Below are 20,959 nucleotides of genomic sequence, written 5' to 3' on the forward strand. Positions count from 1 at the left end.
GTGTGTGAAGTGACGTCGAAGGCTCCCGTCTGACAGGGTTGGTTTCCCGACCACCCTTTCAGACAGGAGGCCCCCGATGGCCGAGATGAGCCCTCTGCGTCGCCGCATGATCGAGGACATGAGTGTCCGTAATCTGTCGCCGGCGACCCAACGATCCTACCTTCATGCGGTTTCAAAGTTCAGCCGATTCTTCCAGCGGTCACCCGACCATCTCGATCCTGACGACGTGCGCACCTGGCAGGTTCACTTGGTGTCGCAGGGGATCTCGTGGGCCAGCCTCAACCAGTTCGTCGCGGCGCTGCGATTCTTCTACGGGGTGACAATGCGGTGTCCGGAGATCCCGGAGCGAATCACCTATGCCCGCCAGCCGCGGCGATTACCGGTGGTACTGAGCGCCGACGAGGTGGTGCGCTTCCTGGAAGCGGTCCCCAGTCTGAAGAATCGCACGGCACTGACTACGGCCTATGCCACCGGGCTGCGGGTGTCGGAAGTGGTGGCGCTCAAGCTTGCCGACATCGATAGCAGCCGGATGGTGATCCGGGTCGAGCAGGGCAAAGGGCGCAAGGACCGCTACGTTATGTTGTCAGCGCAGTTGCTCGGCATCCTGCGCACCTATTGGCGGCTGGCACGCCCCCGGCATTGGCTGTTTCCCGGCCGCGAAGACAAGCCGATCGAGCCGAATGTGCTGAATTGCGCCTGCCGTTCGGCCTGTGCTGCCGCCGGCATCGACAAGCGCGTTACCGTCCATACCCTGCGCCATAGCTTTGCCACCCATCTGCTGGAGGCGGGCACCGACATCCGCATCATCCAGGTGCTGCCCCGATACCGCTTCGTCCGGACTTTGATGGTTCTGTTCTTCGCCGTCTTGCCCGCGCCTCGGATGATGCCGATCAGACGCGTCGTCTGTTGGCGCTGGCGGCGATCTATGACGGCGGCAGTCGGAGCGGTCGTGTCCCGCCGAGTGGTGTAGGAGTTCTTGCCGGGGGATGACGTCGTAGGGAGCGTAGCGACCGAAGGCGTCATCCCCCGGCGCGCCCGCGATGCGCGGGAGGTCATCGGTGATCTTCGGTAGGGTTTGGTCGCCAAACCTTATCAACCGAACCAAGGATCAAACCGATGACCAACGAGATGATGAGCCTTCGCGGGCTGCTGGAAAAGAGCGCCGATGCCGATCTGCTGCGCGAGATGATCGGGTTTGCCGCCGAGCGGCTGATGGAATTGGAAGTCGCGACACTGACCGGCGCAGGCTTTGGCGAGCGCAGTCCTGCCAACCGGCAGGCCCAGCGCAACGGCTACCGCGAGCGAGACTGGGAGACCCGGGCCGGGACGGTGGAACTGCGCATCCCCAAGCTGCGGAAGGGCAGCTATTTCCCCGGCTTCCTGGAGCCGCGCCGCATGGCCGAGAAGGCTTTGACCGCCGTCATCCAGGAGGCCTATGTCCAGGGTATCTCGACCCGCTCGGTCGATGACCTGGTCAAGGCCATGGGGATGAGCGGCATCTCCAGGAGCCAGGTCTCGCGCCTGTGCGCCGAGATCGACGGCAAGATCGCCACCTTCCTGGAACGCCCGCTGGAGGGTGACTGGCCCTATCTCTGGCTGGATGCCACCTATGTAAAGGTCCGCCAGGACGGGCGTATCGTCAGCGTGGCGGTGATCATCGCGGTCGGCGCCAATGCCGCCGGTCGCCGCGAGGTGCGCCAGCACCGACATGCCCTTGAAAGGACTGAGAACGGTGGCACCCTTGATCAAGGTCGGCCGGAGAATTCCGGCAAATTCCACTTCGAACGTCGAAGAACCTTAAAAGTTTGGTGGGGATCGTGTATGACCATCGCCTCCGCGTCCTTCAGCCGGAGCAGAAATGCTCCGGGGCTTCGCCTCGAGGTCTCGATGAAGAGAATCTGCCTACCCATAGAGTCTTTCCCCCTTGTAGGTCATCCACATGCTGTCCTTTCAACAGCTATGACCGCGCCACAGACAATTCCCATGATCATGCGGGACACGCGCATGGAACGGATCCTGCTTTCGAAGCGGTGAACCTTCCCCTCCAGCCAGAATGAGCGAATCTCAGGACGGGCTCAATCGACAATAGCCGGTACCTGACATGTCTCTCTCCGGGGCTTCCATCATGCCGATGGCGCGAACGACCCCACGGTACCGTCGGCCAGTGCGATATCGAAGGCCACTCCGGTCAATTGCGTGATCTCGTGCATATCGACGTCGGGGGCGAGTTCGATCAGCGTCAGGCCGCCGCCTTGCTTGTCGATGGTGAATACCGCCAGATCGGTGATGATCATATCGACCACCCCCACTCCCGTCAGCGGCAGAGAGCACCATTCGAGGATCTTGTGTTCACCATCCTTGGCGGTGTGCTCCATGACGACGACGACCTTCTTGACACCGGCCACCAGATCCATGGCCCCGCCCATTCCCTTGACCATCTTGCCGGGAACCATCCAGTTGGCCAGGTCTCCGGTACCGCTGACCTGCATGGCGCCAAGAATGGAGAGGTCGATATGGCCGCCCCGGATCATGGCGAAGCTGTCCGCCGACGAGAAATAGCTGGTGGTCGGAAGCTCGGTGACGGTCTGCTTTCCGGCATTGATCAGGTCGGGGTCCTCGTCGCCATCGAGAGGGAAGGGGCCCATGCCCAGCATGCCGTTCTCGCTTTGCAGGACAACCTTGACACCCGGCGGGATGTAATTGGCCACCAGGGTTGGAATGCCGATGCCGAGATTGACGTAGAAACCGTCGCGGAGTTCACGGGCGGCACGTTCCGCCATCTGGTTGCGAGTCCAAGGCATGCTCTTTTCTCTCCCTTCAAGTCCGTGCGCGTACGGTGCGTTGCTCGATCCGCTTTTCGTATTCGTGCCCCTGTAGAATCTTCTGCACGAAGATGCCGGGGGTATGCACATGATCGGGATCGATCTGGCCGTTCGGGACCAATTCCTCGACTTCGGCGATGGTCACCTTCCCTGCGGTCGCCATCATCGGGTTGAAGTTGCGGCTCGTCTTGCGGAAAATCAGGTTTCCTTCGGCATCGCCCCGGCAAGCCTTGACGATTGACAGATCGGCCTGCAGCGCCAGTTCCATCACATAGGCCTCGCCGTTGAACACCCTGATTTCCTTGCCATTGGCCACCTGGGTACCGACACCGGTCTTGGTGAAGAATGCCGGAATACCAGCTCCGCCCGCCCGGATGCGTTCGGCCAGGGTTCCCTGCGGATTGAATTCGAGTTCTAGTTCCCCCGAAAGGTATTGCTGGGCGAACAGCTTGTTCTCGCCGACATAGGAAGAGACCATCTTCCTGATCTGGCGGGTCTCGAGCAGCGTTCCCAGGCCAAAACCGTCGATGCCGGCATTGTTGCTGATGACGGTGAGATTTTGAACGCCGCTCTCCTTGAGCGCGGCGATCAGGTTCTCGGGGATGCCGCACAAGCCGAATCCGCCGGCCATGATCGTCATCCCGTCGAACAGCACTCCCTCAAGCGCCTCGGCGGCGCTTTTACAGACCTTGTCCATTGCGATGCCCCTGCCCTGTCGCCGGGTCTAGTGTAACCCGTTTCTTTTAAATGACTGACTAACCATTTACATTGTCAATGGCGCTGCCGTCAATCCCATTGAATCCATGAGTAGCCTAAAATGTTGGCGCTTGACACGGGGTGGCTCGAGCCGTACTTTCGACGGCAATAGTGACCAACAAGTCATTTTAAATGCCTTGGGGTCGAAGTCGCTCTCTTTGAATAGGGGGCAATCACGACGAGGAGGCGTCATGGAGTTCGATTTTGACGAGACGCAGTCACAGATCCGAGAGTCGCTGCAGCGGATTTGCAGCAAATATCCGGATGAGTACTGGCTCGAGCGGGACCGTCATGGCGGCTTTCCCGACGATTTCGCCAAGGACGTGGCCGAGGCCGGGTGGCTTGGAATCGCGCTTCCGGAAGCCTATGGCGGCGCGGGATTAGGCGTCACAGAGGCGTCGATCATGATGATGACCATCGCCGAATCGGGGGCAGGCTTTACCGGCGCCTCTTCGGTGCATATCAACATCTTTGGCCTGAAGCCGGTTGCGGTTCATGGCACCGAGGAGCAGAAGCAAGCTTGGCTGCCGCCAATCATTCAGGCCAAGGACAGAGCCTGCTTCGGTGTCACCGAGGCCAATGCCGGTCTCGACACCGCGCATATCCAGACCCGGGCCGAGCGCCAAGGGGATGTTTATGTGGTGAATGGCGGCAAGATCTGGACCTCGACCGCCCAGACCGCCAACAAAATACTGCTGCTGGCACGGACTGCTCCCATCGAGACTACCCCCAATCCCATCGATGGCCTGACCCTATTCTATACCGATCTCGACCGTAGTTGTATGGAGGTCAAGGAGATCGAGAAGATGGGCCGCAAGGCGGTGGATTCCAACATGGTGTTCATCGACAACCTGCGCGTGCCTGTCGAGCATCGTATCGGCCAGGAGGGCAAAGGCTTCCGCTATCTGCTCGAAGGGTTCAACCCCGAACGGATTCTCATCGCCGCCGAGGCAGTTGGGCTTGGCCGGGCCGCTCTCCGGCGGGCTACCCAGTACGCCAAGGAGCGGGTGGTGTTCGGTCGCCCCATCGGTCAGAACCAGGCAATCCAGCATCCTCTGGCACGCTGTTGGGCCGAACTGGAGGCCGCCAATCTGATGATCTTCAAGGCTGCCGCCCTCTACGACGCCGGCAAGCCCTGTGGCGCCGAGGCCAATGCGGCTAAGTTCCTGGCTGCGGAGGCTGGTTTTCGCGCCTGCGAAACCGCCGTCATGACCCACGGCGGTATGGGGTACGCCAAGGAATATCATGTTGAACGCTATCTTCGCGAGGTGATGATCCCGCGGCTGGCCCCCATCAGCCGGGAGCTGGTTCTATCGTTCCTTGCGGAAAAGGTTCTGGGACTGCCGAAGTCGTATTGAGTGAATGAGGGAGAGCGGCCGTGCCAATCAATTACGACACACTGATGGCATGGCCGTTCCCTGACCGGGTACATGCCTACAGTCCCGATGACACGATCCTCTATGCCCTGGGAATCGGGATGGGGGGCACGGACGAGGAATTGCCCTTCGTTTACGAGGACGGCTTGCGGGCGGTGCCAACCATGGCCGTGGTCCTGGCCCATCCCGGGTTCTGGATGCGTGATTCCGGCACCGGCATCACCTGGCGGAGGCTGCTGCATCGGGATCAAAGTCTGACGATGTTTCGTCCGCTGCCGCCGGCGGCGACCGTTAAGGGACGGACCTGGGTCAGCGGTTTGGCAGACCGAGGAGTGGGGCGGGGGGCATTGCTTTCCGTTACCCGAGAGGTCAGCGATGCCGAGAATGGCGAGGTGCTGTGCCGTATGGATTCCACCTATCTCTTGCGCGACGACGGTGGTTTCGGCGGTCCTTCGGAAATGGCGGTGGCACCGGCCGACATTCCCTTGCGGAAGGCTGATACCATCGGCATCTTTCATACTTCGGCACGCTCCGCCCTGATCTACCGACTGTCGGGAGATAAAAACCCACTGCATGTGGACCCTCGTGTGGCGGCGGCGGCAGGGTTTTCCGGCCCGATTCTGCATGGGTTGTGTACCTTCGGAATCGCTGCGCGTGGAATTTTGGCTGGCTATTGCGACAACTGGCCGGAACGGCTCGCGTCGCTTCAGTGCCGCTTTACAGCCCCCGTCTATCCCGGTGAGACCATCCGCATGGAGATGTGGAAGGATGGCAGCCATGTCGCTTTTCGTGCCCATTCCATGGAACGGTCCGTGGTCGTGCTCGACCACGGCAAGGCGACGGTTTGCTGAAAAGCCTTTGGGGCGCCGGTCGAGAAGTGCCAATACGGCTTAACAGAAATAGGACATTGAGCCATGACGAGAAACATTCCTCCAGTTCTGGTGTCTCATGCCAACGCGGTGGCCACGGTGGTCCTGAACCGACCGGCAAAGTTGAATGCCATCGACGACGACCTCACACTCTGCCTGGAGGAGGCATTGATTAGCCTGGACGCCGATCAGCACGTGAGGGTGGTGGTTATTCGGGGAGCTGGCCCCAGTTTCGCGGCTGGCGGTGATCTGGACGAGTTCATCGCTGATCCCTCGCGGGTGCCGGTCATGGTCGAACGGTTCCAGAATACCATGCGGGCGCTGACCGCCATGCGTAAGCCGGTGGTCGCCAGCCTGCACGGTGCCGTGGCCGGTGGCGGCCTGGGGATTGCCTTGGCATGTGATCTCGCCGTGGCGGCCGAGAATACCCGGATGATTTTTGCCTATTCAAAGCTTGGCGTCAGCTGCGATGGTGGCCTGTCCTACCGGCTTCCACGCCTGGTGGGGATGCGAAAGACTCTTGAGATCGCCCTGGTTGATGCCCCGATCGGTGCGGCCGAAGCCTTGCGGCTGGGGCTTGTCAATCGCGTGGTATCCGCCGATGCGCTGGAAGCGGAAACGTCTCGGTTCGCGGAGCAATTAGCGAGGTTGGATCCGCTTGCCGTCGGCAAGGCCAAGACTCTGTTTTCCGGAGGTTGGGATCGGACCTTCGATCAGCAATTGGATGCCGAATTGGCAGCCTTCAAGATTTGCGCTGACCGTCCAGAATTTGTTGATCGAATCATGGCGATCAAATCACGCTCTTGATCAATTGATCGCGGAATTCCGGTGCTGCGATAGCCGTCAGTGCCTCAGCTCTCTCGTTGGGGGCTTTGTTGCGAAGCTCGGCGATACCGTATTCTGTGACGATGATATCGGCATCGACCCTGGCGCAGGTTACCTTTTCCACCCGGGAAACGATTCTCGACCGTCCCTTTCCCGCCCGCGACGGCAGGGCGATGATCGACCTGCCGTTGCGGGCAAGGCCGGCCCCTCGCATGAAGTCTCCCAGGCCGCCGATACCGCTCACCTGGCGGCCACTGATGAACTCGGCGTTGATCTGTCCGTCGAGGTCTATCTCGATGGCCGAATTGATCGCAACGAAGTTTTCGAGGCTGCGAATCACGTCGAGGTCGTGGGTATAGGATGCGGGGCGGAACGCAACGCAAGGCTCCTGGCCCAGAGACTGATAGAACGGCTGTGATCCGAAGGCGATACCGGTGACGGCGATTCCGGTATCCGTCGGTTTCCTGGCGCCGTTGATGTTGCCGTTCTTGATCAATCCCAGCACGGGTTCGGTCAGCAGGCCGGAATGAAAACCTAGGTCGTTCCGGGTGCGCAGGGCGGTCAGTACCGCCGTCGGAATACGCCCCATTCCCATCTGTATGGTGTCGCCGTCATGAACCAGCGAAGCGACGATCTCCCCCAGCCTGCGGCTGACCTCATCCTCGGAATCGGCCGACGGCTCGACCAGCGGATGATCGACCTCGGCGATGTAGTCAATGATATCGAGGGGAATTCTGGGGCTACCCGGAGGGGCTGGCATCGAATGATTGATTTCAGCGATGACGCATTTGGTCCGCGACAGTGCGGCGGGTACGAAATCCACCGATAATCCCAGGCTGCAGGTTCCCGAACCATCGGGTGGCGATACTTGGATCAGGGCAACATCGAAATCCCCGAAGGTTTCAAGGTATGAGACGATGCCGCTATAGTGGAGCGGTAACAGGCGAGTCGCTCCCGTCGCCAGGGAAGGAGCCAGTTCCGGCGTCCCGAAGAACGCTGTCATCCTTGCCCCCAAGGCAAAGGAGGCCGGGTCCCACCGGTTGATCCCCGGCGGGAACACCCCGACATAGTGAGCATCGCTGCAGCTGCCTCCGGCTTCGCACAAGGCCGACAGGAGCGAGGTGGGCTCGCCCGCCCCACCCTGTACGAAGACCCGGCTTCCGGCGCGGACGTAGCGACAAACGTCCTTGGGCTCTATCCGCTGCGGCATGGGGCTACTCGTCGTGCCACTGGGGGGGGCGCTTGTCGATGAACGCCCGCAGCCCCTCGACCGCATCATGGGTAGACATCAGGCCGTCCAGATACAGTTCTTCGACCGCCGCCAAATTGACCTCGACCCGCTTGACCATGCCAACGCGGGCAGCGCGGACGGCGAAGCGAAGCGAACTGGCGCTGCGGGGGGCGATATGCTGGTTGAAATAGGCCAGCGCGGCGGCCTCGGGATCATCAGATACCGTGTTGACCAATTGCATCGCCGCCGCTTCCTGACCGGTTATGGAGCGTCCGGAGATCAGCAGGTCTTCCGCCTGAGGCCTTCCGATGCGTTCGGGCAGCAGGCAGGACGCCGCTGCCGCGAAGACACCCAGCTGGATTTCCGGCTGGCCAAAGCGGCTGTCAGGTGTGGCGAAGATGAGGTGGCCGCCGCAGGCCACCTCCAGACCGCCACCCAGGCACTGTCCCCGAACCGCCACCAGGATCGGGACGGGGCTGCGGACCATTCGTAGGATAAGCCTGTCCAAGGACCGGATCATGGCAGCGCAGGTCTCCGGCAGATGCTCGGGGACCGAGGCTCCGAAACTGAAATGCGATCCTTCGGCATCGAGCAGCACGGCGCACAAATGGCGATCCGCAATGCCCTCGGCCAGGGCATCGTCAAGTGCCGCTATCATCTCGGCATCGACGATGTTGGCCTTAGGGCGCGATAGCCGCAGCCGCAGCAGCTTGCCGTCGCATTCCCGCCACACCCGGAGGGGAGAGGCGGCGGTCATTACTGGCCCCTCCGCGCGGCCGGCATCAGGCTTTGTCCCAGTTCCGGCGACCATGGCGTCCCTTTGGCCAGAGCTTGGCGCAGTCCCACGAAATCCGCCTCGCGATCGTCCTTGGTGCCTTCGTTGAAGGCCTGGAAGCCGAGGCGGGCCTCCGTCATCATGTTGAGCGCCAGCCAATCGCGACTGTTCTCCTTGTTGGCGTTCCAGGCGTTCAGCTTGGGCTTCCTGAGTTCCTCGATGGTCTTGAGGAAACATTCGGGGAAGGTCAGCAGAATCTTGCTGCACAGTTCCTCGACCTTGGCGTCGAGCAGCGACAGATCGATGGTGCCCTTGGCCATCAGAGCCTTACCGGCGGCCAATTCGTCACCGGTTTTCGGCTCGCCGTGAATGATTTTGCCATATTCGTCGAGATAGCGGTCGGTGATCACCAGCGGATTGGCGACGAACTTGCCGTCCACCTTGAGTGCGGGCACGATATCGGTGAGCATGCCCAGGCGGTAGGCCTTGTGGGCCGACCACGGCTCGCACAGGCTGCCGGAAATCATCGCCTGCTCGCAGCCGATCAGCACCGGCAGGAAGTCGGTGGCGCCGCCGATGGGGGCCGAGCCGTGCTTGGGGCCGGCTTGGCCGAAGCGGGCCAGATCCTGGGTGACCGAGAAATCCGCAGCCATGCCGATTTCCTGTCCGCCGCCAATGCGCATGCCGTTGACGCGGCAGATCACCGGCTTGTCACAGCCCAGAATGGCCGAGACCATATCGTTGAACAGTCGCACATACTGGCGGTATTCCTGCGGATTGCCGGCGTAGTATTCGGCGTATTCCTTGGTGTTGCCGCCCGAGCAGAACGCCTTGTCGCCGGCGCCGGTGAACACCACCGCAACGACGTCGCGTGCCACCGATGCGGCACGAAAGGCCAGGATAGCCCCCTTGACCATCTCGGTGGTGTACGAATTAAACTGCTTCTGATTGTCGAAAGTAATCCAGTAATTGTAGAGCCCCTCGGCGATCTTGCCGTCGGGTGTCCTGGCCGGCTTCTTCTCGACGATGATGCCGGGAACGATCTGTTCCGGCACCAGATTGTGGTCGTGCAGTTCGTGGGGGCGGGTTGTCTCGATGATGGAAGCGGTAGTCGTAGTCATTGAGCGAACTCCTAGGGAATCAAGATCGCGCGCCGGGTCAGGCGGCGTTCGTGGATATCGTGGAAAACCTCATTGATGTTCTCGAGCGGGTGGGTCTCGACGAAGTCTTTGAGGTTGACCTTGCCGGACAGCACCAGTTCGAGAGCCAGGGGGTATTTTTCGGGTAGGCAGCCCCAGTTTCCGAGTGCGCGGGCGTGCAGCGCCATCAGGTTGGACAGCCGAACTTCAGCCTTGTCCATGGTGAAGCCGACGGTACCCAGGGTAGAACCGTGAACCATCAGGCCGAAGGCGTTCTCCTGCCCAGCCTTGGTACCGGAGCATTCGAAAACGAACCATTCGGTCGAGCGCAGGCCGCGTTCCCTGGCGAAGGCCGCGATGAGCTTCTTCTGCTCGCGGCCGTCCGCCGTTCTGGCATTGATGGTCAGATCGGCACCATACCCGGCGATCATGTCGAGCTTGGCCTGATCCACGTCAATGGCCACCACGGCGGCTCCGAAAGCGTGGGCGATCTGAGCGCAATAGCCACCGACACCTCCGACACCGTTGACGATGGCCAAGTCACCGGCGCCTAGCCCCGACTGATGTACCGCCTCGAAGGGGCTGGTGACCGCATCGGCGACCACCGACACCTGCGGAAGCGTCAAGCCCGCCAGATTCAGCGCGCGTTCATCGACCGCGCACAGACCGCGGGCCGGGACCTTGATGTGTGAGGCAAAGCCGCCATCCGTATCGCTGCCCAGGAATATCTGATTGCGGCAGATCGTTCCCTTGCCACGGCGGCAGAGATCGCACTCTCCGCATGGAATCGAAGCGATGACGAGGACCGCCTTGCCGAGCCACGCCGTGGCTCCGGCGCCGGCGATTTCGACATAGCCGCTGATCTCGTGCCCAAGGGTCAGGGGCAGATCCCTGTTGGTCCGTACCCCATCGAAGAAAAATCCGAGGTCGGTATGGCAGATGCCGCAGCCGGCAACGCGAACCAGCACCTCGTCATCCCTCAGCGGCTGTGGGTCAAAGGGTACCTTGGACATCGGTTTGCCGACTTCGGTCATTTGCCAGCGATAATGCGAACTGGTCATTTCAGTCACCTTCAATAACATGACCGTACATTCAGTCTACGATTCTCAGCGTCGTGTCAACAGTAAACTTGGCATCATGATAACTCATTGATAATGAAATATATTATCGCCGCTTGACGTATCTGGTTAGGTGGGGGTAGTGTTTGCATATCGTGGTGACCTTATGGTCATTGTTATGGTTAGTGGGGGGGTGATGTGGACGTTTTCAGCCGCGCTATCGATGATCGCTATTTCGAGGATTACCCTCAGGGGGCCGTTTATCGGTTCGGGGCGATCACGGTCGAGTTCGATGAGGTGATTGCATTCGCCTCGCGGTATGACCCTCAGGTCTTCCACATGGATCCTGAGGCGGCGCGTGAGACGATATTCGGCGGTCTGATCGCGAGCGGGTGGTATACAGCTGCGCTTATGATGCGGATGTTTTGCGAGCACTACCTGTCGAAAGTAGCCAGTTTGGGTTCGCCGGGGCTGGATGAGGTGCGGTGGCCGCGGCCGGTTCGTCCAGGAAATTGCCTGTCCCTTCGTGTCACCGTAGCTGCCGTGACCCCGTCGCGCTCCAAGCCTGATCGCGGCGTCGTCACTTCGTTCATCGAGGTGTTGAATCAGAGCGATGAGGTGGTCATGAGTATGAAGGCTGCGAATATGTTGAGGCGGCGGCCATAGGCAGGGTGGGGCGGTCCGTGCGGGCGTGGTGTTGACTTCTATCTCGACAGGGCTTAGCGTTTAGATGACTGACTAGTCAGTCCTGTGCCGTAAAGTGGCATAAAATAACGGATAAGCTTAGTGGAGGGAAAGCCATGTTCAGGAGGATTTGGAGGTGTGCGGCACTCGCCGTCGTAACCCTGGCGTCGAGTGCGGCGTATGCCGTGGAAGACGTCAAGATCGGGGTGTTTCTGTCGGCAACCGGAGGGTTGAGCATCAATGGGGATCCGGAGAAGAAATTCCTGGAGAGCTATATTGATGTCGTAAACAAGGAAGGTGGCGTGCTCGGCCGCCCGGTCAAGCTGATCATCTATGACGACCAGAGCGACACGGCCAAGGCCATAGGCTTTGCCAAGCGACTGATCGAGGTGGATAAGGTCGATCTTATCATGGGAGGGAGCGGCACGCCGACCAGCATGGGCGTCATTCCGATCGTCGAGAGGGCGGAGATTCCTTACGTCTCCTTCGGTGGCGGCGTGGCGATTGTCGATCCGGTCAAGAAGTGGGTGTTCAAGGCTCCTCATACTGATCGTATGGTGGCTGAACGTATCTTCATGGATATGAAGAAGCGCGGTATCACCAAGGTGGCGCTGCTGTCCGAAGATGTGGGCTTTGGCAAGTCGGGGCGCGAGCAGACACTGATGGTGGCTCCCAAATACGGGATCGAGATCGTCGCCGATGAGAACTATTCACCCAAGGATTCCGACGTCACCACCCAGTTGACCAAGATTCGGGGGGCTCCGGGCGTTCAGGCGCTGTTCGTATTCGGGACGGGCGCCGGCCCGGCCGTGGCGACCAAGAATATTCGCCAGCTGGGGATTAATCTGCCCATCTACCAATCCCATGGTGTCTCATCGAAGGACTTCCTCAAGCTGGTTGGTCCCGCGGCGGAAGGCTTCCGTCTTCCCGGGATCGCTCTGCAGGTCGCCGAGCAGATTCCGGCCTCGGATCCGCAAAAGCCGGTGGTCAGCAAGATCAAAAAATTTTACGAAGAGGCGCACAAGGCGGAAGCTTCGGTTTTCGTGGGTCTCGCCTATGATGGGCTGATGGTTGCTCTCGAGGGGATCAGGCGTGCCGGCTCCGCGGATAGGGTGGCGGTGCGCGACGCCATTGAAGGGATCAGAGGCTTGGTGGCAACGGCCGGAACGTTCAACATGAGCGCTAACGACCATTTGGGGCTAAGCATCGACAGCCTGAAAATGTTCGAGGTCAAAAACGGCGACTTTGTTCTGCTCGACTGAGGTGGTGGCGACCCTGGTTGGCCCTTGGCCGCCAGGGTCGCCACCCTTGACAGACCGAGGCCGCCAAAATATATCGATGGACCATTGGTCATCTCGGGGTGGTTCGGTTGTAAAGGTGAATGAAGTGGCTGAGGTGGTTGCTGTCGAGGACGATGGAGATTGGGAGCCCCAGACGGTTGCGGAAAAGCGCCGGGCTCAGATTGTCGCAGCTGCCATCCGGCTGTTTTCCGAGCGGGGCTATTTTCAAACCACCATTGAGGATGTGGCCAATGCGGTTCCCATCAGCAAAGGGCTGGTTTATCGGTATTTCAAGGACAAGAACGATCTTTTATTCTTTGTTCTGCGTCACGTAATTGAAAAATATAATTTCGAGGAAATTCAAGGATTGCTTCCCAAGGGGAATGCGCTTGATGTTCTCATCAAGGTCCTGGGAATGCATTGTCGATTGGCGACCGAGCATACGCAGGAAGTCACCTTGGCTTATTGCTCAACGAAGGATCTCCTTCCCGAGCAGCGGCGCCAGATTAAGATTCTCGAGTCGAAAATTGCCAGAGTCATCCGTCAGTGCCTCGAGGCGTGCATTCATGGCGGGATGATGTCAGAGCTGAATACCGATATCATGGCGTTTCAGTATATTATGTTCGGGCATTCGTGGGCCCTAAAGAATTGGGCCTTTCGGGATCGCTATTCTCCTGATGAATACATGGCGGAAGGTGAGAAGATACTAATTCGTCCGTTTCTGACCGATTTGGGGCGCCGAGAGTTTGAGAAAATTCACGACGGCGCCGCCTGACCGCAGAGGGTCTGGCGGCGCTCGTCGATGGCGAAGCGGCTACAGCTTCTGGGCAAGTAGTGCTTTCAGTCGCCCCCTGATGATCTTACGGGTCGGGGTGATCGGCATCTCATCGATAACCTCGAGCCGTTCCGGAAGCTTCACCTTCGATACACCGCCTTCGATTAAATGGGCGCACAATTCCTCGAGCGTCGGGGGCTTGTAGGCATCTGTCGGCACCACAAAACAGCAGGCCTTTTGCCCAAGGACGGTGTCCTCATAGGGAACGATGGCCACTTCCATCACCTTCGGATGGTTGCCAAGCATGATCTCGATATCGAGCGGATTATACTTGATGCCTCCTCGGTTGATGATCTCGGTTTTGCGGCCGGTAATGCGGACGTTGCCACTCTTGTCCATTACGGCCAGGTCACCAGTCCGGAACCAGCGGTCTGGGCTGAATGCCTGCCGCGTAGCATCTTCATTGTTATAATACCCCCGAAAGAGCAACCCTCCACGAATTTGAAGTTCTCCCTCCTCGCCTTGGGGGACGGGATGATCATCGTGGTCGGCGATGCGGACCTCGGCCCCCGGCGCGGCGCGGCCTGATGTTGTGGTGGCAATCTCGAACGAATCGGTCGGTCTGGTATAGAGGCCCGCCTGCAGTTCCGTCATCCCCCACAGATTGGTCAGGAAGCCGGCGGGGAGGCGCTTGGAGACGGCTTTGGCAACGTCAGGCGACAAAGCGCTTCCGGCGGTGATGATCAGACGAATGGAGGACAGGTCGAGGTTCTCCAGCAGGCCGCTGATCATCAAGCCGTTGAGATGGGCTGGCGCACACACCAGGACGGTGGGGCGATGCTTGGTGATGGCTTGGGCGAGATCCGGCGGAGTGAAGGCGGGGAAGAGGATGCTCGATCCGGCGACTTTTGTGGTCAGGTGAAGGGCGTAAAGGCCAAGCAGGTGAGTAAAAGGCGCCACCGACAACACCTTATCGCCCTGGCACAGCCCGTGTTCAACGGCTCCCGCCCGAGCGTTACCCAGAGTCATCTGGTAGGTGAGGGGGACCGCTTTCGGGCTGGCGCTGGTTCCAGACGTGAACAGCAACAGGAAGGGATTGGCCGCCGCCGGGGTGATGTCGGCAGGCAGAGCAGCTTTGGACTGCAGCAATTCGGAAAAGGAGCTGGTGCCGGCAACGGGTTCTCCCACGGCAATCACATGCTCCAGGGCCGGGAGTTCGCCTCTTCGCACTAGGACCTCGTGGGCAGGGGCGAAGTCCTTTACGGCGCCGTAGCAGATGAATGCCACGCTGCCCGCATGTCGCAATAAGGTCGTGATTTCGGCCGTGCGATAGGGCATGTGGACCGTCGACAGCACTCCCCCCAGCCTAGCGATGGCGAAATACGCGACGATGAATTCGTACGAATTGGGGAGCTGTACCGATACGACGTCGCCGGTGCGCACCCCGAGATCGTAGAGGCCACGGGCGAAGCGCTCGATGTCGTTGGCGAGATTGAGGTACGTCGCCGTGTGATCATTCGTTACCACGGCGGGAGCGTTGCCGGAGCGGGTGACGTTATCGGCGATCCAGCCTGACAGGGTGTCGTCCCCCCAAATTCCTTTGGCCTCGAGGGCTCTGCGTTCTGCAGGATCGATGGCAATAGAAGGCCTTAGGTTGAGTGCCCCCGGCTTTACGGTGTGTGCGTTCATGGATGTCCTCCCCAGCTTTTTCTTACGGGAAAAATGACTGTATGGTCACTTTTGCTCGGAGATTAGGGGGAGTGATGCCTTTTCGTCAAGAGACCATAACTCCCTAGGCAGTATGATGGTTTGCTGGGCTGGCAGAACGCGTGGCGCCGAGAGTGCCAAATATCCGGGAGAGAGGGTGGTAGCTTTTGGGCTTTAAGGGGCTCGCTATAGGTTCTGTCTCTTCCCTGTTGACAGAACGGGGAAGTGCGGAATACCCTATTGCAAGGTAAGCGACTGGTCAGTCAATTCATCTTCGAACGGGGGCGCATGAAAGACATCCTTGTTCACGTCGATGGCTCCACGCGGGCTCAGGCGCGGATTGAAATCGCCCTCGATTTGATGTCGCGCTTTGGCGGGCGTCTGACGGAGCTCTTCGCCCAAAGCGAAGAACATCGCATCAGCGCGGTGGCGCGCTGCTCCAGCGAAGGTCTGGATCAGGCCGCTAATACCGTTCGCCGCTTGAATTGACTCGGCAAGGGATTGAACGAAACCGCTACGGCGGTATTGGTGTGTGAAGTGACGTCGAAGGCTCCCGTCTGACAGGGTTGGTTTCCCGACCACCCTTCGGACAGGAGGCCCCGATGGCCGATATGAGCCCTCTGCGTCGCCGCATGACCGAGGACATGAGTGTCCGTAATCTGTCGCCAGCGACCCAACGATCCTATCTTCATGCGGTTTCAAAGTTCAGCCGATTCTTCCAGCGGTCACCCTGGCCGATGATCTGGCGATCGGCTTGGTGTTCGCCGTGGTGTCCTTGGCTCGGGGTTTCATCCTGCGGCGGGTCTTTGAACAGCTCCGGTGACAAATTTGGCTCCTGCCCATAGTATGTCCCCCGAGTTTTCCGGGAGGGGTAAACATGAGCAAGACCGCGATTTCCAAAGCCATTCGCACTGCCACCGGCTGCACCGCTGCCCAGGCCGACGAAGCTGTCGATGCCTTGGTGTCCACCATTCTGGATGGCGTGAAGACTGAAGGCCGGTTCCGGATGATTGGATTTGGGACCTTCTCGAAGTCCGAGCGCCCGGCCCGGCAGGGCCGCAATCCCCAGACCGGCAAGACCATTGAGATCGCGGCGTCCTCGACCATCAAGTTCAAGGCGTCGTCGTCACTGAAGAAGTAGGCTGAAGAATGGCGGTGGACCCAGTGCAGGTGGCGCGCAGCGCGGACGATCTGATCGATCACTACGGTCAAACCGCTCTCGAAGTCGCCCGCCAGCAGGTTGAACGTGCGTCGAGGGCCGGTGATATGCCGGCCCTCGATCTGGCGCTGATGGTGCTGAGCGAAATCGAGCGCCGTCAGACTGCAGAATCCAATTTGTAATCCCGGCCCCGGCCTTCGATCTTCTCGCTGGTGACGTTGAGCCCCAGCTTCTTTTTCAAGGCCCCGGCGATGAAGCCCCGAATGCTGTGGGCCTGCCATGCCGTCGCCTCCATGATCTCGACAATGCTGGCGCCTTCGGGCCGTTTCAGCATGGCGATCAGGGCCTCTTGCTTGGTGCCTTCGCGGGGCTTCAAGGATGCGGTGATCGGCAGGACCAGCCCGCCCTCGCGGGCGCAGGCAGCGGACAGGATGACGGACTGGGTATCGGAAAGCTGGATCGTGGCCATGGTGGTTCCCTCGGTTTTGGTGGCGCGGACATCCCGCGCCTGTACCACCCTGGGCCCCGCCAGCTGAGCCGGTCGGGGCAGTGAGGGAGAACCGTTGATCAGGCGATGTCGGCCATGACCTCGAAATGGGTAACGAAGCCGGTGAGGTAGGGCAGCCCGTGCGGGATGCCGGTTTCCCGCGCCGTCTGGCGGCTGATGGTCCAGGCCATCCAGCGGGCCACCGCCGCATCGATCGCCGCCGCCAGCCCGAGACCGCGAAATAATCCGTTGGCGACGTCGTCGGCGAAGTGGCGACCATGGGTGCTGTCGAGGAAATCGCGTACCGCCGTGTCGGGGCAGCCGGTGGCGAGTTGGATCGCAGGCATCGCCAAATTCCAGGCTTCGGTCTGGTCGGCGTGATCGCCCATGGTGCCGAAAAAGCCCCAATCAATATTGGCGGTGGGGAGGATGGTGTTGGGCATGGCGATCTCCTCTGTTCGTGGAACCATCCATCGCTCTGTCGGCCCGGCACATCAATTGAAATAGCGGATCATTTCCTTTCGTTTTAAGGCTTCGATCATGGGGGTGCAGAACAGGCACAGGCCCTGACCGTCGTACCACAGCACCTTGACCAGGTCGCCGCGCCGGCCGCGGAACACGAACAGGTGGCCGGAATGGGGATCGCGCGACAACCGCTCCTGCACCAGCAGCGCCAGGCCGTCGAAGCCCTTGCGCATGTCGGTGTGCCCGGTCGCCAGCCACACCCGCACGCCGCTCGGAATGGGGATCATCGCTGCTCCAGGACGCCGAGAACCCGGCGCAAAGCTGCGGCATCGACGTCGGCATCAACCCGGATGCACCGGCCACCACCAAGCTCGATCTCGATCAGCCCGCGCCGCTGGGCCGGACTGTCGGTGGCAATCGCCACCGACGGCGCGGTGTCGGCGACCTCCACAGGGACCAGCACCGGCGCCGACATCCGGTGCTCAAGCACAGCCCATCCCGTGCCTGGCGCCGCCAGTAGAACAGGAGACTTGGCGCAACGCCGTGCCGGCGCGCGACCTCTGCCACTGTCGCTCCCGGCGCCAGAGTCTCCTCGACCAGCCGAGTCTTCTCCTCCCAATGCCAGCGGCGACGGTGCTCAACCCCAGCCAGAACCTCGACCTTCATGAACTCTCCGACCTTTAGTCCGAACTAAAGGTCGCATCGTCTGCCCCCAGGCCTATGCCGCCAAGGCGGCCATCACCGGCTTCCAATTACCCACATCTGGAGGATTTGGCTTGAACGGTTTGAATCGTCTGTGATTCTGTCTGTGGCTCCGAATCAGAGGAGCGGCGGGAATGAACGATTGGGTGGAGGCTGGCGAGGGCACTTGGCTGGATGACGAACTTGCCGCCCAGGGCCTTCGTGACAAGCGTCTGGCCGCGCGCTTGCGCCGGTTGTTGGATCGATTTTCATCGGCGCCTGGGCAGCCGGTCCCGGCCGCCTGTGGGGATTGGGCTGCGACGAAGGCGGCTTACCGCTTTTTTGACAATCCCCGGGTAACGGAGCACGCGGTTTTGGCGGGGCATTTCGCTGCGACACAGGTCCGGTTTGGCCGTGTCGAGGGGCCGATCCTCCTCCTGCAGGACACAACCGAGTTCCACTATCAACGTGCTGCCCCTGAGAAGATTGGCTTTATCAAAACCATCAATGGCGGCAGGTACAAGGCGGGACAGCCCAACATGCGCACTCTATGCGGGCTGCTGATGCACTCGAGCGTGGCGGTTACCACTTCAGGCCTCCCTCTGGGTTTGTCGGCTGTCAAATTATGGACCCGCGCCAAGTTTAAGGGCACTGCCGCGCTCAAGCGGCGGATCAATCAGACGCGCATGCCGATCGAGACCAAGGAAAGTCACCGCTGGCTGGAGAATTTGCGCCAATCTATCGACCTTTTGGGATCACCAGAGCGTTGCGTTCACGTCGGGGATCGGGAAAGCGACATCTATGAGTTATTCTGTCTCGCCCAGGACCTTGGAACGCGCTTTCTCGTGCGGGTTCAGACCAACCGACTGGCTGAGCCTCCACGGGCCGAGCCCGTGCCCGCCGATGGCGCTCATCGGGTATTCAACCAGCTTGCAACGGTGCCTTGGGCGGGCAGCCATGAGGTCTTGGTCGATGGGGAAGACGGAAAGTTCGCATCTCTTCAGGTGAAATTCGCCTCCATTGAAACCTTGCCGCCCATCGGCAAGCAAAAGCGGTATCGTCCGCAAACCTTGACCTACATCCATGCCCAGGAAGACGCCATCCCCCCTGATCGGGAGCGGATCGACTGGAAACTCGTCACCAACTTGCCGGTCGATGATCTCGCCGGGGCAGTGGAGAAGCTCGGCTGGTATGCCCTCCGCTGGAAAATTGAAGTCTTCCACAAAATCATGAAGTCTGGACTCTGCGCCGAAAATGCCAAACTACGCACCGCCGAACGATTGGTGAAGTTGTTGGCCCTGATGACCGTGGTGGTCTGGCGCATCTTCTGGATCACCATGTCCGCACGCGCCCATCCCGATGCGGAGCCGGAAACCGTCCTGACCCTGGCCGAAATCGCCGCTCTCGACCAGATTAACGCAGCACGGTCCAGACCTCCCCGCCTCGCCAATCGAACCCTGGCCGCATACGTCCATCAGATCGCCATGCTCGGCGGCTATCTTGCCCGCGCACACGACCCGCCGCCCGGCAACATGGTCATCTGGCGCGGTATCACCCGCCTCCAGGACATCACCTTCGGCTTCTCTGTCGCATCTCGCCAACGATGTGGGTAATTGGAAGCATCACCGGACGGATAATGGCCCTTCAGGTCATGGCCATCCCGGATGGGCATAGCTACAGCCGACGCCCCTCAAATTTGTGTCCATAACTGGATCTGTGGAAACATTCTCCCCGCTCAATGCCATTTGAGGGGCCAGTCTCACCGATTCCCGTCAGCCGGAGAAGGCGGCCGTCACCGGCTTCCAATTACCCACATCGTTGGCGAGATGCGATGGGCGTGGCCTTAGAGAGTGATGTCTAGGACTTCTGCGGGCTCTGGAAGATCAACCATCTGGCGATTCAGGCCCCCGCAACCAAACAAGCCCGTAACTTCAATAAGTTACGGGCTTTTTGAGTCTCGATCCCGTGTCCGTGAAAATCTGTGTCCGTACCGTGTCCGTTTGAAATGGCGCCCACACGTCCGGTGCATTGCCGCGGATTTCAGTAATAAGATCTGCCATGCCCATGGACCGGGCTCCTTGTCGACCACGACGTTTTGCGCCTCGGACCCAGCGGGCCACATCTGCGCCGGTGCCACCGAGTGCGAGTTTGGCCGCGGCAGACAAGTCTACGCCGGGAAGATCATCGCCAAGGTGATGGCGCAAGATTTTGGTCAGGCCACTCTCGTCGGGTAGCCCGATCGTAATGTGACGATCCAGCCTCCCCGAACGGGTGATTGCTGGGTCAAGGCGACTGGGGTGATTTGTTGCGCCAATCACCACGATGCCGTCCCGTGCTACCACGCCGTCGAGGAGTTCAAGGAACCCATTGATGACCTGCACCGAATAGTCCTTGTGACCAGAACTAAGATTTGCCCGATCGCCAAAGCCATCGATTTCATCGACAAGGAGGATCGCCGGGGCTGCTGCACGAGCCTGTTCAAACGTATGACGCATAGCCTTAAGGAGATCTCCAAGGTGGCCTGCGGCTTGCCACTCGCCGAGACTGGAGGCAATCAGCGGCGTTCCGCAACTGCCGGCGAGAGCTCTGGCAAAGGTCGTCTTGCCGCACCCAGGCGGGCCAGACAGCAACACCCCACGATCCACCTCGGACCAAGACAAAATGCCGTCGCGATACTCGGCGAGGTCTTTGGCCAAGGAGATTCCCCAGGTCACGGCCTCTTCCATCCCGCCCAGGTCGGCAAGTGTGATATCGGGCACAACCTGCCGCTTGGCAATCATGGCGATGAGGCGGCGGATCGCACTGTCGGCATCCTGACCGCTCCTCACCGCCAGCCTGAGATCATCTGGAGAAATCTTGGCGGTGATTGA

The 20,959-nt window shown here is 60.2% G+C and carries 25 protein-coding genes and 1 pseudogene; 12 read left to right on the plus strand and 14 right to left on the minus strand.

All coding sequences use genetic code 11. From position 1 onward, the window contains the following. The first annotated feature begins 76 nt into the window (after positions 1-76). Together XM1_RS10670 and XM1_RS10675 are read left to right on the plus strand one after the other, a co-directional pair. Positions 77-970 carry a tyrosine-type recombinase/integrase gene (locus tag XM1_RS10670; RefSeq protein ID WP_369816044.1) on the plus strand — a complete coding sequence of 298 codons (894 nt, stop codon included), beginning with the start codon at positions 77-79 and terminating at the stop codon, positions 968-970. A 146-nt stretch (positions 971-1,116) separates the two neighbouring features. Beyond that, a pseudogene (locus XM1_RS10675) lies at positions 1,117-1,695 on the plus strand (transposase); the annotation flags it as partial. A 428-nt stretch (positions 1,696-2,123) separates the two neighbouring features. On the opposite strand, the gene XM1_RS10680 reads toward XM1_RS10675, so the two are convergent. Together XM1_RS10680 and XM1_RS10685 are read right to left on the minus strand one after the other, a co-directional pair. Then, positions 2,124-2,801 carry a 3-oxoacid CoA-transferase subunit B gene (locus tag XM1_RS10680; RefSeq protein WP_068433356.1) on the minus strand — a complete coding sequence of 226 codons (678 nt, stop codon included), beginning with the start codon at positions 2,799-2,801 and terminating at the stop codon, positions 2,124-2,126. Positions 2,802-2,817: 16 nt separating this feature from the next. Beyond that, the gene (locus XM1_RS10685; RefSeq protein WP_068433358.1) at positions 2,818-3,519 is read right to left on the minus strand and encodes a CoA transferase subunit A; all 702 of its coding nucleotides are present in this window, start codon (positions 3,517-3,519) and stop codon (positions 2,818-2,820) included. Positions 3,520-3,769: 250 nt separating this feature from the next. Between XM1_RS10685 and XM1_RS10690 the strand changes: the two genes are divergently transcribed. The 3 genes from XM1_RS10690 to XM1_RS10700 all read left to right on the plus strand — a co-directional run bounded on the left by XM1_RS10690 (position 3,770) and on the right by XM1_RS10700 (position 6,630). Continuing rightward, positions 3,770-4,936 (plus strand): acyl-CoA dehydrogenase family protein, encoded by a 1,167-nt coding sequence (locus XM1_RS10690; RefSeq protein WP_068433360.1) that lies wholly within the window; start codon positions 3,770-3,772, stop codon positions 4,934-4,936. Between the two features lie 20 nt (positions 4,937-4,956). After that, positions 4,957-5,805 carry a MaoC/PaaZ C-terminal domain-containing protein gene (locus XM1_RS10695; protein ID WP_068433362.1) on the plus strand — a complete coding sequence of 283 codons (849 nt, stop codon included), beginning with the start codon at positions 4,957-4,959 and terminating at the stop codon, positions 5,803-5,805. 63 nt (positions 5,806-5,868) lie between these two features. Next, positions 5,869-6,630, plus strand: coding sequence for an enoyl-CoA hydratase/isomerase family protein (locus XM1_RS10700; protein ID WP_068433364.1), 762 nt, complete (start codon positions 5,869-5,871; stop codon positions 6,628-6,630). Here the strand turns inward: XM1_RS10700 and XM1_RS10705 are convergent. From XM1_RS10705 to had, 4 genes are all read right to left on the minus strand, one after another. Next, positions 6,614-7,651, minus strand: coding sequence for an acetyl-CoA hydrolase/transferase family protein (locus XM1_RS10705; protein WP_172821908.1), 1,038 nt, complete (start codon positions 7,649-7,651; stop codon positions 6,614-6,616). The two genes, XM1_RS10700 and XM1_RS10705, sit on opposite strands and share 17 nt — an antisense overlap. A 211-nt stretch (positions 7,652-7,862) precedes the next feature. Continuing rightward, positions 7,863-8,636 carry a cyclohexa-1,5-dienecarbonyl-CoA hydratase gene (locus XM1_RS10710; RefSeq protein WP_068433367.1) on the minus strand — a complete coding sequence of 258 codons (774 nt, stop codon included), beginning with the start codon at positions 8,634-8,636 and terminating at the stop codon, positions 7,863-7,865. Next, a complete protein-coding gene (gene oah, locus XM1_RS10715; RefSeq protein ID WP_068433369.1) occupies positions 8,636-9,775 on the minus strand; it encodes a 6-oxocyclohex-1-ene-1-carbonyl-CoA hydratase in 1,140 nt (379 codons plus the stop codon). The genes XM1_RS10710 and oah overlap by 1 nt, the downstream gene beginning before the upstream one ends. Before the next feature lie 11 nt (positions 9,776-9,786). Beyond that, positions 9,787-10,854, minus strand: coding sequence for a 6-hydroxycyclohex-1-ene-1-carbonyl-CoA dehydrogenase (gene had, locus XM1_RS10720; RefSeq protein ID WP_068433373.1), 1,068 nt, complete (start codon positions 10,852-10,854; stop codon positions 9,787-9,789). A 195-nt stretch (positions 10,855-11,049) separates the two neighbouring features. On the opposite strand from had, the gene XM1_RS10725 reads away from it, so the two are divergent. The 3 genes from XM1_RS10725 (at position 11,050) to XM1_RS10735 (ending at position 13,590) form a co-directional block, all read left to right on the plus strand. Next, positions 11,050-11,517: a MaoC family dehydratase gene (locus XM1_RS10725; RefSeq protein WP_068433375.1), complete on the plus strand. Its 468-nt coding sequence runs from the start codon at positions 11,050-11,052 to the stop codon at positions 11,515-11,517. A gap of 134 nt (positions 11,518-11,651) precedes the next feature. Then, positions 11,652-12,797 carry an ABC transporter substrate-binding protein gene (locus tag XM1_RS10730; protein ID WP_068433378.1) on the plus strand — a complete coding sequence of 382 codons (1,146 nt, stop codon included), beginning with the start codon at positions 11,652-11,654 and terminating at the stop codon, positions 12,795-12,797. Between the two features lie 124 nt (positions 12,798-12,921). After that, positions 12,922-13,590 carry a TetR/AcrR family transcriptional regulator gene (locus XM1_RS10735; RefSeq protein ID WP_172821909.1) on the plus strand — a complete coding sequence of 223 codons (669 nt, stop codon included), beginning with the start codon at positions 12,922-12,924 and terminating at the stop codon, positions 13,588-13,590. Between the two features lie 39 nt (positions 13,591-13,629). Here the strand turns inward: XM1_RS10735 and XM1_RS10740 are convergent, their stop codons facing one another. Beyond that, the gene (locus XM1_RS10740) at positions 13,630-15,279 is read right to left on the minus strand and encodes a class I adenylate-forming enzyme family protein (RefSeq protein WP_068433382.1); all 1,650 of its coding nucleotides are present in this window, start codon (positions 15,277-15,279) and stop codon (positions 13,630-13,632) included. A 306-nt stretch (positions 15,280-15,585) separates the two neighbouring features. On the opposite strand from XM1_RS10740, the gene XM1_RS10745 reads away from it, so the two are divergent. Next, positions 15,586-15,786: a hypothetical protein gene (locus XM1_RS10745; RefSeq protein ID WP_156428696.1), complete on the plus strand. Its 201-nt coding sequence runs from the start codon at positions 15,586-15,588 to the stop codon at positions 15,784-15,786. Positions 15,787-15,985: 199 nt separating this feature from the next. Here the strand turns inward: XM1_RS10745 and XM1_RS24520 are convergent, their stop codons facing one another. Continuing rightward, the gene (locus XM1_RS24520) at positions 15,986-16,123 is read right to left on the minus strand and encodes a hypothetical protein (protein ID WP_172821871.1); all 138 of its coding nucleotides are present in this window, start codon (positions 16,121-16,123) and stop codon (positions 15,986-15,988) included. Between the two features lie 51 nt (positions 16,124-16,174). Between XM1_RS24520 and XM1_RS10750 the strand changes: the two genes are divergently transcribed. Both XM1_RS10750 and XM1_RS10755 read left to right on the plus strand, forming a co-directional pair. After that, complete coding sequence (locus tag XM1_RS10750) at positions 16,175-16,438, plus strand: HU family DNA-binding protein (protein ID WP_068433387.1); 264 nt, start codon at positions 16,175-16,177, stop codon at positions 16,436-16,438. 8 nt (positions 16,439-16,446) lie between these two features. Further along, on the plus strand, positions 16,447-16,638 hold the full coding sequence (locus XM1_RS10755; protein WP_068433389.1) for a hypothetical protein: 192 nt from the start codon (positions 16,447-16,449) through the stop codon (positions 16,636-16,638). Here XM1_RS10755 and XM1_RS10760 read toward each other — a convergent pair. From XM1_RS10760 to XM1_RS25145, 5 genes are all read right to left on the minus strand, one after another. Further along, positions 16,614-16,925, minus strand: coding sequence for a DUF3489 domain-containing protein (locus tag XM1_RS10760; RefSeq protein WP_082700448.1), 312 nt, complete (start codon positions 16,923-16,925; stop codon positions 16,614-16,616). The genes XM1_RS10755 and XM1_RS10760 overlap by 25 nt on opposite strands. A 98-nt stretch (positions 16,926-17,023) precedes the next feature. Then, complete coding sequence (locus XM1_RS10765; protein ID WP_068433390.1) at positions 17,024-17,386, minus strand: hypothetical protein; 363 nt, start codon at positions 17,384-17,386, stop codon at positions 17,024-17,026. A gap of 51 nt (positions 17,387-17,437) precedes the next feature. Continuing rightward, positions 17,438-17,695, minus strand: a complete 258-nt coding sequence (tnpB, locus tag XM1_RS10770; protein ID WP_156428697.1) for an IS66 family insertion sequence element accessory protein TnpB — start codon at positions 17,693-17,695, stop codon at positions 17,438-17,440. Continuing rightward, positions 17,692-17,871: a hypothetical protein gene (locus XM1_RS23955; protein ID WP_156428698.1), complete on the minus strand. Its 180-nt coding sequence runs from the start codon at positions 17,869-17,871 to the stop codon at positions 17,692-17,694. The genes tnpB and XM1_RS23955 overlap by 4 nt, the downstream gene beginning before the upstream one ends. Next, positions 17,790-18,074, minus strand: a complete 285-nt coding sequence (locus tag XM1_RS25145; RefSeq protein ID WP_082700450.1) for a transposase — start codon at positions 18,072-18,074, stop codon at positions 17,790-17,792. The genes XM1_RS23955 and XM1_RS25145 overlap by 82 nt, the downstream gene beginning before the upstream one ends. A gap of 170 nt (positions 18,075-18,244) precedes the next feature. On the opposite strand from XM1_RS25145, the gene XM1_RS10780 reads away from it, so the two are divergent. Next, positions 18,245-19,702, plus strand: a complete 1,458-nt coding sequence (locus XM1_RS10780) for an IS4 family transposase (RefSeq protein ID WP_068433391.1) — start codon at positions 18,245-18,247, stop codon at positions 19,700-19,702. Positions 19,703-20,020: 318 nt separating this feature from the next. Here XM1_RS10780 and XM1_RS10785 read toward each other — a convergent pair whose 3' ends face one another. After that, positions 20,021-20,869, minus strand: coding sequence for an ATP-binding protein (locus XM1_RS10785; protein ID WP_231920768.1), 849 nt, complete (start codon positions 20,867-20,869; stop codon positions 20,021-20,023). Positions 20,870-20,959: the final 90 nt, after the last annotated feature.

The sequence above is a fragment of the Magnetospirillum sp. XM-1 genome (assembly GCF_001511835.1).
Lineage (GTDB): Bacteria > Pseudomonadota > Alphaproteobacteria > Rhodospirillales > Magnetospirillaceae > Phaeospirillum.

Bases quoted from the DNA above. Each gene is read 5' to 3' on its own strand.
- XM1_RS10670 (WP_369816044.1), top strand. From the start codon at position 77: ATGGCCGAGATGAGCCCTCTGCGTCGCCGCATGATCGAGGACATGAGT.
- XM1_RS10680 (WP_068433356.1), bottom strand. From the start codon at position 2,801: ATGCCTTGGACTCGCAACCAGATGGCGGAACGTGCCGCCCGTGAACTC.
- XM1_RS10685 (WP_068433358.1), bottom strand. From the start codon at position 3,519: ATGGACAAGGTCTGTAAAAGCGCCGCCGAGGCGCTTGAGGGAGTGCTG.
- XM1_RS10690 (WP_068433360.1), top strand. From the start codon at position 3,770: ATGGAGTTCGATTTTGACGAGACGCAGTCACAGATCCGAGAGTCGCTG.
- XM1_RS10700 (WP_068433364.1), top strand. From the start codon at position 5,869: ATGACGAGAAACATTCCTCCAGTTCTGGTGTCTCATGCCAACGCGGTG.
- XM1_RS10705 (WP_172821908.1), bottom strand. From the start codon at position 7,651: ATGACAGCGTTCTTCGGGACGCCGGAACTGGCTCCTTCCCTGGCGACG.
- XM1_RS10710 (WP_068433367.1), bottom strand. From the start codon at position 8,636: ATGACCGCCGCCTCTCCCCTCCGGGTGTGGCGGGAATGCGACGGCAAG.
- oah (WP_068433369.1), bottom strand. From the start codon at position 9,775: ATGACTACGACTACCGCTTCCATCATCGAGACAACCCGCCCCCACGAA.
- had (WP_068433373.1), bottom strand. From the start codon at position 10,854: ATGACCAGTTCGCATTATCGCTGGCAAATGACCGAAGTCGGCAAACCG.
- XM1_RS10730 (WP_068433378.1), top strand. From the start codon at position 11,652: ATGTTCAGGAGGATTTGGAGGTGTGCGGCACTCGCCGTCGTAACCCTG.
- XM1_RS10740 (WP_068433382.1), bottom strand. From the start codon at position 15,279: ATGAACGCACACACCGTAAAGCCGGGGGCACTCAACCTAAGGCCTTCT.
- XM1_RS10745 (WP_156428696.1), top strand. From the start codon at position 15,586: ATGAAAGACATCCTTGTTCACGTCGATGGCTCCACGCGGGCTCAGGCG.
- XM1_RS10750 (WP_068433387.1), top strand. From the start codon at position 16,175: ATGAGCAAGACCGCGATTTCCAAAGCCATTCGCACTGCCACCGGCTGC.
- XM1_RS10755 (WP_068433389.1), top strand. From the start codon at position 16,447: ATGGCGGTGGACCCAGTGCAGGTGGCGCGCAGCGCGGACGATCTGATC.
- XM1_RS10760 (WP_082700448.1), bottom strand. From the start codon at position 16,925: ATGGCCACGATCCAGCTTTCCGATACCCAGTCCGTCATCCTGTCCGCT.
- XM1_RS10765 (WP_068433390.1), bottom strand. From the start codon at position 17,386: ATGCCCAACACCATCCTCCCCACCGCCAATATTGATTGGGGCTTTTTC.
- tnpB (WP_156428697.1), bottom strand. From the start codon at position 17,695: ATGATCCCCATTCCGAGCGGCGTGCGGGTGTGGCTGGCGACCGGGCAC.
- XM1_RS25145 (WP_082700450.1), bottom strand. From the start codon at position 18,074: ATGAAGGTCGAGGTTCTGGCTGGGGTTGAGCACCGTCGCCGCTGGCAT.
- XM1_RS10780 (WP_068433391.1), top strand. From the start codon at position 18,245: ATGAACGATTGGGTGGAGGCTGGCGAGGGCACTTGGCTGGATGACGAA.
- XM1_RS10785 (WP_231920768.1), bottom strand. From the start codon at position 20,869: ATGATTGCCAAGCGGCAGGTTGTGCCCGATATCACACTTGCCGACCTG.